This is a genomic window from Streptomyces roseus (genome assembly GCF_001044425.1).
Taxonomy (GTDB): domain Bacteria; phylum Actinomycetota; class Actinomycetes; order Streptomycetales; family Streptomycetaceae; genus Streptomyces; species Streptomyces roseus.
This window is the reverse complement of record NZ_LFML01000080.1, coordinates 25936-36461: the sequence shown is the minus strand read 5'-3', so window position 1 is coordinate 36461 and position 10526 is coordinate 25936. Positions and strand designations below refer to the sequence as shown.

Here is a 10526-nt window from a genome sequence, read left to right as displayed (position 1 = left end):
TACGAAGTGACCACACCCCTACCCCCCACCCATGCCTGGCTGGGCGGCACCATCGTCGACTGGGACAAGTGCACGGTCCACGCCCGCTCGCAGGGCGCGTTCTGGGGCGCCAACGTCTTCGAGGGCTTGCGCGCCTACCGCCGCCGCGGCCAGGACGGGCTCGCCGTCTTCCGGATCGACGAGCACCTGGCCCGGCTGCGTCGCTCGATGAAGAGCCTGCGCATGGAGATCCCCTTCAGCGACGAGGAGTTGCGCCAGGGGGTGCTCGACGTCCTGCGGGCCAACGCCTTCGAGGAGGACGTGCACATCTGCGTCGTCGCGTACTTCAACATGGGCCCGAACGCGGACCCGCTCAGCCACACCGACGACGCGGGCGTCCACATCACCTCCACCCGCGCCCCGCGCGGCCGGGGCTTCGACGGCGGCCTCGCCGCCACCATCTCCTCCTGGCGCCGCATCAGCGACGACTCGATGCCGCCGCGCATCAAGGCGGGCGCCAACTACCACAACAGCCGCCTCGCGCACCACGAGGCGATCCGCAACGGCTACGACACGACGCTGCTGCTCAACCAGCGCGGCAGCGTCTCCGAGGCCCCCGGTTCCTGCGTGGTCATGCTCCGCGAGGGCAAGCTCGTCACCCCGCCCGGCACCAGTGGCGTCCTCGAAGGCATCACCGTCGCCACCATCGGCGAGATCGCCGAGCGCGAGCTCGGCATCCCCATGGAGCGCCGCGAGATCGACCGCACCGAGCTCTACACCGCCGACGAGATCTTCGTCGCCGGCACGCTCGCCGAGATCGCCCCGATCACGAGCCTGGACCGGATCGCGGTAGGCGACGGCGCCCCCGGCGTGACCGTCCGCAAGCTCCAGGAGATCTACGACGCGGTCGTGCGCGGCGAACACCCGGACTACCGGCACTGGTCCACGATCGTCCACACCACCGGGGGGAACTGACATGGCGGACACCGGCGACACCACCACCCGGCCGGCGGCCCCCGCCGCGACGCCGCCGGCCGCGGGCGCCCTCGCTCCGCTGCTGACCGCCCTGCTCGACGGTTCCGTCCAGGTCGTCGACCTCACCTCGCCGCTCTCCGAGGAGACCCCTCTCATCCAGCTGCCGCCCGAGCGCGGCCAGCCCTGGCCATTCGAACGCGAGGTCATCAGCCACTACGACGAGGCCGGCCCGACCGTCTACTGGAACAACATCCGCCTCTCCGAGCACACCGGCACCCACTTCGACGCCCCGATCCACTGGCTCACCGGCAAGGACCTCGACGACGTCTCCCAGGTCCCCGCGCAGCGCCTGGTCGGCCCCGCCTCCGTACTGGACTTCTCCGCCGAGGCCGCCGCCGACCCGGACTTCCTCCTCCAGCGCCACCACGTCGAGGCCTGGCAGGAGCAGCACGGCCCGCTCGCCGCCGGCGGCTGGCTGCTCTACCGCACCGGCTGGGAGGCCCGGCAGGACTCCCAGGAGAACTTCCTCAACGGCAAGCACACCCCCGGCATCTCTCCCGAGTGCGCCCAGTGGCTGGCCGAGGAGACCGGGATCATCGGCATCGGCGTCGAGACCGTGGGCACCGACGCCGGGCAGGCCGGCGATTTCGACGACCAGCCCTACCCCTGCCACTGGTACTTCCACGGCGCCGGCAAGTACGGCGTCACCCAGCTGCGCAACCTCCACCGGCTGCCCCCGCAGGGCGCCGTACTCATCGCCGCGCCCCTGCCGATCGTCGGGGGCTCCGGCAGCCCGGCGCGGGTGCTCGCCCTCGTATCCGGCTGACCCCACGGAAGGTGGCTCATCCCGTGTTCCGCACGTCCGACGGCCCGGCCGCGCTGCGCCGCAGGTCGGTCAACCGCATCCTCGTCCTGCACGGCCTGTCGTCGTTCTGCTACGGCATGGTCTTCCCCTTCATCGGCATCCACCTGGCCTCGCGGCCCGGCATCGGCACCGGCGGGGTCGCCGTCTACTACGGCGTCAGCGGCCTCGCCAACCTCGCCGTCTCGCTCCTGCTCGCCTCGGCGGCCGTGCGCCTGCCCCGGCACGCCCTCGGGATCACCGGCCTGCTGCTCTGGGTCGGCTGCTTCCTGCTGCTGACCGGGGGCGACACCCTGGCCGCCGCCGCTGCCGCGGCCGTGCTGGGCGGCGCCGGGCAGGGCTGCTTCATGGCCGCGATCATCCCGATCGTCAACTCCCTGGTCCCGCCCGAGGAACGCCGCCGGGTCTTCGCCCGCCGCTACCAGATCCTCAACGCCACCCTCGCGGCCGGCTCCCTGGTGGCCGGGCTCTTCCTGACCGTCTTCTCCCGGGAGGCCATCACCTGGCTCCTCGTGGCCAACGCCGTCGGCTACCTGCCCGTCGCCCTCGCACTCGGTCTGGCGCGCAAGGTGCCCGGGGTGCCGGAGGTCCCGGAGGTTTCGGAGCTCCCGGAGGTGCCGCAGGCGCCGGAGGCCGGCGCGGTCGGCGGAGCGCCGACCGCGGGCGCCGCCCCCGCGCCGCTGGGCATCGGCCTCCTCGTCCGGGCCTCGCTCGGCGCGGCGCTCTTCCAGTTCGGTGCCTACGCGGTCGGCTTCAGCCAGTTCGAGGCCACCGCCCCCCTGGTCGCCGACCGGCTCATGGACACCGGCATCGGCTGGATCTCCGTGATGCTCACCCTCAACGTGGTCAGCATCGTGGCCTTCCAGCGCCGCATCACCCGACTGCTGGAGAAGCGCCCCGAGGAACACGGACTGCGCATCGCCGTCGCCCTGTGGGCGGCGGGCCTGGTGGTCGCCGGGGTCACCGCCTTCGGCCCGGGCCCGGTCCGGCTCGCCGGACTGCTGGCGTACGCGGTCCTCTTCGGCCTCGGCGAGTGCGCGTACTCCTGCTCCTTCCACCCCTGGCTGATCTCCAAGGTCCCCGACCGGGAGCTCACCCGCGCCAGCGCCCTGTGCAACTCGATGATGGGCGTCGGCATGTTCTTCGGCCCCTCCCTCGGCGTCCTGCTGATCGGCGGGCGGCACGCCGCCTGGGTGTGGCTGCCGCTCGCCGCGCTCTGCGGCCTCGTGGCCCTCACCACCGTGCGCCGCAGGGCCCGCGGCGCCGCCGTCGTTCCCGTGTCCGAACCCGTACCGGTCGCCTGACCCCGCTCGAAACGACAACGGAGAGCCCCATGTCCGACGAGATCGCCACGCTCGACCAGCAGATCATCCACCTCGTGGGCCGCCGTGCGGCGGCCGCCCGGCAACAGACGCGCGCCCGGATGGACTCGGGCGGCTCGCGCACCTCCCTCGCCGAGGAGAACGTCGTCATCGACCGCTACCGGGAGGAGCTCGGCCGCCCGGGCGTCAACCTGGCCCTGCTGCTGCTCGGGCTCCCCGACCGGATGCCCGCGCGGTGACCCTCCAGCGCACCGCCCCGAACGGTTCGGCCCTGCGCTGTTTCGTGTACGCGCGGAACCCCGGCGCCCCCGGCGACCCCGCCACCTCCGGTACGCCGTGGCTGCTGGGGGTGCTCCCCGGAGATCCACCGCAGCTGCCGCACGCGGTGTTACCCGAGGGCGCCGATCCCGCCGAGGCCGCCGCGGAGGCCGTACGCCGGCTGACCGGGCGGACGCCGCAACCGGTCACACCGCCGGTACCGCCTCTGGAGGCGGCCGGGCCGGGGACGGCCTGGTGGCTCCGGGCGCCCCACAAGGGCCCGTACGAGAGCGAGTACGAGTACGTGATGACCCTGCCCGGCGCACCGCCGGCCGGGCCGGCCTGGCTTGACCCGGCGCTCGCCCGGCTCCGGGCTCCGCACGACGAGGACATGCGGCTCGCGGCGGCGCTCGGCGCCGTGATGGATGCGCTGCTCGCCGGACGGATCACCCCGGACGTGATCCGCGCGATGACGCTCGGGCACAGCCGCCGGGCGGTGGGCCGCCCTAGGACCGTTCCTCTGTGGTGACGCCCTCGGCCGGCCCCCCGGCGGCCGGTTCCTCGGCGGTGAGGGCGCCCGCGGCGCCGCCCGCCTCCTCCAGACCCACCAGGTAGCCGGTCTGGAAACGGCTCTTCGTATCGAGGGTGCGCATGATCTCTGCCACGTGCCGCTGCACGGTACGCATGGACATGCCCAGGCGGCGGGAGATGGCCTTGTCGTCCAGCCCCTCGGTCAGCAGCCGGACGATCGACTGGCGGAGATCGTCGGAGACCTGCTTGGCCCACTCGCGGTCGAAGCCCACGGGGAAGGGGTCGGCGGCCCGCCACGCCGTTTCGAACGAGGACACCATGAAGGCCACGAGGTTGGGTTCGTACACGACGAGCGCGTGCGCGGAGTTGCCCTGGACGCTGACCACCGCCGCCTTGCGGTCGTAGACCAGCATGCGGTCCGGGCCGTCCGCGAGGGTCCGCACCTCCGCACCGCGCTCCATCATCCACTCGGCGAACTCCACCGTGTGCTGGCTGTAGCGGGCCGGGTGCTGGTAGATGGAGCGGCTGCTCACCCCGCGGCTGAGCAGCCGTCCCATGCTGCCGCGCGCCTTCAGCAGTGCCTCCGGGTCCCGGGCGCCGCCCGGCTGGACGTGCAGCGCCTCGGTCCGGCAGCTGTCCGTCAGCTCGTCGATCATGCGCCGTACGTCGTCCAGGTCGGTCAGCAGCTCGACGTCCTTGCGCTGCTGGCGCTGGCGGCCGTTCTGGTAGCAGGGGCCGAGCGCGGCGAAGGCCGTGCGGATCCGCTCCACGTCCTCGGTCTGGCGACGGATCTCGCGCTCCAGGGGCCACAGCAGCTGGCCCGCCGCGAACTGGGGGGAGACGACGGTGAGCCGGTCCGGCCGGTCGGCGTCGCGGCGCAGCAGCCGCAGCCCTTCCAGCCGCTCGATGGCAGCGCTCAATTCCGGCCGGGCGAGGCCCAGCGCGGCACAGGCTTCCTCCCTCGTGAAGGAGGGGATGCCGGCTGCGTATTCGTAGAGCGCCAGGCCGGCGGGCGTCAGCTCCACGGTCTGGGCGCCCTGCTCGGCATGTTCCATATCGATTTCCACCCTTCGTGTTTGCGACAGGCGTGAATACCGCAGGTCAGGTGGTCTCCCTAGGCAAAGTCAAACACGGCAGGCTGACGACGTCGCCGGGCGGGCCGGAGCCCGGCGACACAGGAAGCGAGCGCTGGACGACCGACAGCGCCGCCCGTTATGCCCCTATCGCGTTCGCGTCACGCATCACGAAAAGGACCACAATGCACTCGTTCACCGTACGAATCACCCTGATCGTCTCTGGCCTCGCAGCGGCAACGGCGCTCATTATCGGCCACTCCCCTGTGGGTGACACCCCCTCGGACCGGGTCGTTGTCGCGGACAACGGCTGGTCGGTCCCCGTCCCGCAGGTGGCGCCGGACAACGGCTGGTCCTAGCAGGGCCTCGGCCCGATCCCCGCCCGGGATCCCGGGCGGGGATCGGGCTCGGGCCGGGGATCAGGCTCGGGAGGGGCTCTGGGGGGTCGTGTCGTCGTCTTCCGGGAGCTTGAGGACGTGCTCCAGGAAGAGGGCGGCGGCGATCACGGCCGCGCCCGCCAGGACCGCGAAGCCGGCGTACCAGGTCTGGTCGCGGCGGGCGGGGACGTCGAGGGAGTCCATCAGCAGGAAGACGCCCACGCCGCCGTACATCCCCGCGACCAGGGCGGCGACGAGCGCGCTGGCCTGGCCGAAGACGACCGCGCGGGCCGCCATCAGCGGCTCCACACCCTTGGCTCCGGGCCTGCGCTCGCGCTGCGCCTTGAGGCGGGCGCGCAGCGAGAGGGCCGTGGCCAGCAGGACGACGGCGATGGCGCCCAGGACGACGGGCGCCGCGAGCGGGACGCCCGGCAGGGTCCCGTACGCGTTCCACAGCCGGGCGCCCGCCCAGGACAGCACCCCGGCGACGGCGAAGATCCCCGCCAGGACCGTCGGCCTCAGTTGCTTCACGTGCCCGTTCCCCGCTTTCCGTGCCGCGGACTCCTCGACGCCCCGGCTCCAGCCACAGGTTAACGACTACTCGGGCAGGCGGAGTTCCAGGTCCGGGCGCGGCGTGACGCCCGCCAGGCCGATTCCCGCAAGCAGCGCCGCGACGGGGCCGCGGCCCGGGATCTGCGCCTCGGGGTCGACGTCGTTCCACGGGGCCAGGACGAAGGCCCGCTGGTGGGCCCGCGGGTGCGGGAGGGTGAGGACGGGGTCGTCCGAGACCACGTCGGCGTACGACACGATGTCGACGTCGATCGTGCGCGGGCCCCAGCGCTCCTCGCGGACGCGGTCGAAGGCCTCCTCGATGGCGTGGCCGCGCTCCAGCAGGGAGGACGGCGGCAGCGTCGTCTTCAGCGCGACGACCGCGTTGAGGTACGAGGGCTGCGAGCCGGGCTCGACGCCCCACGGCTCCGTCTCGTAGACGGGGGAGACTGCCTTGACCCGCAGGCCGGGGGTGTCGCCGAGGGCGTCGATGGCGCCCTGGAGGGTCTCCAGGCGGTTGCCGAGGTTCGCACCGAGCGCGACGACGGCCCACTTGGGGTTGGAGAGGGTGGTGTCCGCGGCGTCCACCGTCTCGACGACGGATGCGGGCACCGGCTGGACGGTGGGGTCGCTCGGGGCGTTCAGTCCGTTGTTCACACGCGGGTCCGGGTGATCGTGATGGTCACGTCGTCGAAGGGGACGGTGATGGGGGCGTCCGGTTTGTGGACGACGACCTCCACCTGTGCCACCGCTTCGTGCTTCAGGCACTGCTGGGCGATCCGCTCGGCGAGGGTCTCGATCAGGTCGACGGGCTCTCCCTGGACCACATCGACGACCTCTTCGGCGACGACCCCGTAGTGCACGGTCTTCGCCAGGTCGTCGTCGGCCGCCGCGGGGCGGGTGTCGATGTGCAGCACGAGGTCGACGATGAAGGTCTGGCCCTCCTCGCGTTCCCGGGGGAAGACGCCGTGGTGCCCGCGAGCCTTGAGGCCGCGCAGCGCGACACGATCCACGCGAATCACTCCTGCTTTCGTAGGTGCTTGCCGTCCGGGACTCCCCGGATCCATGGGCCTGCGCCGAGTGCGGTCGGCGTCGTCCGTCTTCGAATTTACCTGCGAAAGACCCCGGCCCCCGCCGGTGGGGTCAGGCGGGGTCCTCTTCCTCGTCCTCGGCGGAGTCCGTCAGCACGGGAGAACCGTGGTGGGACCAGAGGCGCCAGCCCTCCGATGTGCGTCGGAACACATTCGTGGCGACGACCAGCTGGCCGACGAGCGGTCCCAGCTCCCCGCCGTCCTCGGCGGGCCCGCCGCTGAGGATGTTTTCCGTGCACGTCACCAGGGCCGTGTCACCTATGACGGCGACCTTCGTATCGGTGAGGAAAAATTGGATGTAGTCGGTGTGGGACATGATCAGCGCGTACGAGCGCAGCACCTCCCCGCGGCCGGAGAGCACGGGCCAGCCCGGGTGCACGCAGGAGATCTCGTCCTCCAGCCAGAGCGCCGACAGTGCGTCGAAGTCCCCCCGCTCCATGGCCTCGTAGAAGGCCGTGTTGACCTCGTCGACCGCTTCGATGTCGGTTCTGCTCACCGTGCTCCTTCCGGTTCGATGGTCACAGCGCTCCTTCCACGGCCCGGGCCACCCGAACCGCGTCGGCGGTCGCCCGTACCTCGTGGACCCGTACGGCCCAAGCGCCCTGGTGGGCCGCGATGGCGGAGACCGCGGCGGTGGCGGCGTCCCGCTCGCGGGCGGGCGGCGGTGCGGCGTCGGCGGCGCCGGCCAGGATGCGGCCGAGGAAACGCTTCCGCGAGGCGGCGACCAGCAGCGGGAAGCCGAGGGCGCGCAGTTCGGGCAGGTGGGCGACCAGGGCCAGGTCGTGCTCGGCCATCTTCGCGAAGCCGAGGCCGGGGTCGACGAGGAGCCGCTCGGGGGCGATCCCGCCGGCCACGACGGCGTCGATGCGGCTCCGGAGCTCGGCGGTGACCTCGGCGACGACGTCCTCGTACACGGCCAGCTTGTTCATCCCGTCGCTGAAGCCGCGCCAGTGCATCACCACGAAGGGCACCTCGGCGGCGGCGACGGCCGGGATCATGCCGGGGTCGGCGAGGCCGCCGCTGACGTCGTTGACCAGCGTGGCGCCGGCGGCCACGGCCCGGGCGGCGACGGAGGCGCGCATGGTGTCGACGGAGACGGTGACCCCCTCGGAGGCCAGGCCGCGCACCACGGGGACGACGCGGCGCAGCTCCTCCTCCTCGTCGACGCGGGTGGCGCCGGGACGGGTGGATTCGCCGCCGACGTCGACGAGGTCGGCGCCCCGGGCGACGAGGTCGAGGCCGCGCTTGACGGCGGCGGTGGTGTCGAACCAGCGCCCCCCGTCGGAGAAGGAGTCGGGGGTGACGTTGACGACGCCCATGACCCCGCAGCGGTCCCATTCCGGCAGGCCTTCGACCCGGCCCCTGCCGGCGGCCCCGCGCTTGATGTTCATGGCTCCAGGGTAGGGCCGGGGCCCTGGCCGGGCCGTATGCGGGGATCGGGGCCCCCGGCCGGGTGCGTCCGGGGCCGGGAAGCGGCGGAGCCCGGCCCGCCGACGGTGCGGCGGGCCGGGCTCGGGGATCCGGGGAGCCGGGGGTCCGGGGAGCCAGGGCTCCCGGGACCAGGGCTCCGGGCTCAGGCGACCTGGACCTCGCGCTCCTGCTTGGACTGGCCCGGCACCGGCGCGGCCGGGTGCGTGTGGGCGCAGGTGCGGACCGGCTTGGGACGGCGGCGGCTCGCGAACAGCCGCGGCAGGGCCAGCGTGATGAAGCCCTCGGCCTGCATCACGGCGAAGCCGATGCGGGGCAGGTCGCCGCTGTTGCGGTAGACCATGAAGCGCGGCTCCCAGCGGGGGCGGAACTTCTCGTTGAACTTGTACAGCGACTCGATCTGGAACCAGCGGGACAGGAAGACCAGCAGGCTGCGCCACATGCGCAGGACCGGCCCCGCGCCGATCTTCTCGCCGCGGGCCAGGGCCGCGCGGAACATCGCGAAGTTCAGCGAGACCTTCTCGATGCCGAGCTCGGGGGCCTGCTGGAGGGAGGCGACGATCAGCAGCTCGTTCATGCCCGGGTCGGCGGCGCGGTCGCGGCGCATCATCTCCAGCGACATGCCGTCCTTGCCCCACGGCACGAAGTGCTGGATGGCCTTGAGGTCGCCGAACGGGCTGGTGTCGCCCTCCTCGACCCGGTGGGCGGTGGCGATGAAGCAGTCGCCGTCGCCCTCGTCGCCGACACGGCCCAGGGCCATGGAGAAGCCGCGCTCCGTGTCGGTGCCGCGCCAGGCGACGGCCGCGCCGCGGACCTGCTCCAGCTCCTCCTCGGTCAGCTCGCTGACGCGGCGGACCTTGGTGGTGTAGCCGTTGCGCTCGATGCGCTTCACCATCTGGCGGACGTTGCGCATGGGGCGGCCGGTCAGCGAGAAGTCTTTGACGTCGACGATCGCCTCGTCGCCCAGCTCCAGCGCGTCCAGCCCGGTCTCGCGGGTCCAGACCTCGCCGCCGGTCTCGCTGCAGCCGACGACGGCCGGGGTCCAGGAGTGGGCCTTGGCCTCCTCCATGAACCGCTCGATGGCCCCGGGCCAGGCCTCGACGTCGCCGATGGGGTCGCCGGAGGCGAGCATCACGCCGGAGACCACGCGGTAGGTGACGGCCGCCTTGCCGCTGGGGGAGAAGACGACGGCCTTGTCGCGGCGGAGCGCGAAGTGGCCCAGCGAGTCGCGGCCGCCGTGCCGGGCGAGCAGCTCGCGCAGCCTGGTCTCGTCGTCGGCGGTGAGCCGGGCGGCCGGGTGCTCGGGGCGGAAGGCCAGGTAGACGGTGGTGAGCGCGGTCAGCATGCCGAGGGCGCCGAGCGAGTAGCCGACGGTCCACGAGACCCGGCCGGAGTAGTCGACCGGGCCCTCCATGCCGAAGAGCCCGTACACGACGTGGCTGATCTGCTCGTAAACACCCGGATGGCCGACGACACGGTTGGGGTGGGAGTTGACGATGACCAGACCGAGGCCGATGGAGCCGGCGCTCATCAGCACGAAGTTGGCCAGGGCCTTCCAGCGGCTGCGCGGGTCGGGCAGGGCCTTGAACTCCTCCTGGTGGCGCAGGATGAGCCCCAGGAGCACCGCGGCGATGACCACGCTGATGACGGAGTGCCGGTACATGAACTGCGCCGCGGCTCCGGCCGGGAGCAGCACGACGGCCGCCCGCCAGGCGCGGCGCTTGCGGCGCTTGAGGCCGTGGGCGAGCAGAAGGAGCAGGACGCCCGCGCTGATGGCGAGGGCGGCTGCGAACGGGCCCAGCGAACCGGGCAGCACCTCGGTGACCGCGTGGATGCGGCTGTGACGGAACCGCGGGAACACTCCCGCCGCGATGTCCAGAAGGCCGACGATCATGACGGCCGTACCTACCAGCCCGGGCACCGACTCCGGTCGTGGGCCGCGGAAGATTCGGCGGACCTGCTTCGGAACCTGTCCCGACTTATCGCCATCTATCCTGCTAGACATCGCTTCCCGTTGCTCCGCGAGAGATCATGTGGCCGAAGGCCGCGACAGCCTCCGGAGTGTGGTGCGTCCACTAGGA

General features: G+C 72.5%; 12 protein-coding genes. 5 read left to right on the top strand and 7 right to left on the bottom strand.

The features are described 5' to 3' along the window. The first annotated feature begins 6 nt into the window (after positions 1-6). The 5 genes from ilvE to ACS04_RS20730 are packed head-to-tail and all read left to right on the top strand — an operon-like array spanning position 7 to position 3925. Positions 7-954 carry a branched-chain-amino-acid transaminase gene (ilvE, locus tag ACS04_RS20750; RefSeq protein WP_048478180.1) on the top strand — a complete coding sequence of 316 codons (948 nt, stop codon included), beginning with the start codon at positions 7-9 and terminating at the stop codon, positions 952-954. A gap of 1 nt (position 955) precedes the next feature. Further along, on the top strand, positions 956-1780 hold the full coding sequence (locus ACS04_RS20745; protein WP_078865051.1) for a cyclase family protein: 825 nt from the start codon (positions 956-958) through the stop codon (positions 1778-1780). Between the two features lie 23 nt (positions 1781-1803). Then, on the top strand, positions 1804-3120 hold the full coding sequence (locus tag ACS04_RS20740; protein WP_048478179.1) for an MFS transporter: 1317 nt from the start codon (positions 1804-1806) through the stop codon (positions 3118-3120). 29 nt (positions 3121-3149) lie between these two features. Next, positions 3150-3377: a chorismate mutase gene (locus ACS04_RS20735; protein WP_053080862.1), complete on the top strand. Its 228-nt coding sequence runs from the start codon at positions 3150-3152 to the stop codon at positions 3375-3377. Further along, entirely contained in the window at positions 3374-3925 is a 552-nt protein-coding gene (locus ACS04_RS20730) for a hypothetical protein (RefSeq protein ID WP_048478178.1), read from the top strand. The genes ACS04_RS20735 and ACS04_RS20730 overlap by 4 nt, the downstream gene beginning before the upstream one ends. On the opposite strand, the gene ACS04_RS20725 is transcribed toward ACS04_RS20730, so the two are convergent. From ACS04_RS20725 to ACS04_RS20695, 7 genes are all read right to left on the bottom strand, one after another. Then, a complete protein-coding gene (locus tag ACS04_RS20725; RefSeq protein WP_053080861.1) occupies positions 3903-4982 on the bottom strand; it encodes a helix-turn-helix transcriptional regulator in 1080 nt (359 codons plus the stop codon). The two genes, ACS04_RS20730 and ACS04_RS20725, sit on opposite strands and share 23 nt — an antisense overlap. Positions 4983-5419: 437 nt before the next feature. After that, on the bottom strand, positions 5420-5908 hold the full coding sequence (locus ACS04_RS20720) for a DUF3180 domain-containing protein (RefSeq protein ID WP_048478177.1): 489 nt from the start codon (positions 5906-5908) through the stop codon (positions 5420-5422). A gap of 66 nt (positions 5909-5974) precedes the next feature. Further along, entirely contained in the window at positions 5975-6583 is a 609-nt protein-coding gene (folK, locus tag ACS04_RS20715) for a 2-amino-4-hydroxy-6-hydroxymethyldihydropteridine diphosphokinase (protein ID WP_048478176.1), read from the bottom strand. Next, positions 6580-6939, bottom strand: a complete 360-nt coding sequence (folB, locus tag ACS04_RS20710; protein ID WP_048478175.1) for a dihydroneopterin aldolase — start codon at positions 6937-6939, stop codon at positions 6580-6582. The genes folK and folB overlap by 4 nt, the downstream gene beginning before the upstream one ends. Positions 6940-7069: 130 nt before the next feature. Continuing rightward, entirely contained in the window at positions 7070-7513 is a 444-nt protein-coding gene (locus tag ACS04_RS20705) for a nuclear transport factor 2 family protein (protein WP_078865047.1), read from the bottom strand. Positions 7514-7535: 22 nt separating this feature from the next. Continuing rightward, positions 7536-8408, bottom strand: a complete 873-nt coding sequence (gene folP, locus ACS04_RS20700) for a dihydropteroate synthase (RefSeq protein WP_048478174.1) — start codon at positions 8406-8408, stop codon at positions 7536-7538. A 182-nt stretch (positions 8409-8590) separates the two neighbouring features. Then, positions 8591-10450: a phosphatidylglycerol lysyltransferase domain-containing protein gene (locus tag ACS04_RS20695; RefSeq protein ID WP_048478173.1), complete on the bottom strand. Its 1860-nt coding sequence runs from the start codon at positions 10448-10450 to the stop codon at positions 8591-8593. Between the last annotated feature and the right edge of the window lie 76 nt (positions 10451-10526).

What these genes read in the sequence shown, in the direction of transcription:
- ACS04_RS20745 (WP_078865051.1), top strand. Translation starts at nt 956, where the DNA reads ATGGCGGACACCGGCGACACCACCACCCGGCCGGCGGCCCCCGCCGCG.
- ACS04_RS20735 (WP_053080862.1), top strand. Translation starts at nt 3,150, where the DNA reads ATGTCCGACGAGATCGCCACGCTCGACCAGCAGATCATCCACCTCGTG.
- ACS04_RS20695 (WP_048478173.1), bottom strand. Translation starts at nt 10,450, where the DNA reads ATGTCTAGCAGGATAGATGGCGATAAGTCGGGACAGGTTCCGAAGCAG.
- folP (WP_048478174.1), bottom strand. Translation starts at nt 8,408, where the DNA reads ATGAACATCAAGCGCGGGGCCGCCGGCAGGGGCCGGGTCGAAGGCCTG.
- ACS04_RS20725 (WP_053080861.1), bottom strand. Translation starts at nt 4,982, where the DNA reads ATGGAACATGCCGAGCAGGGCGCCCAGACCGTGGAGCTGACGCCCGCC.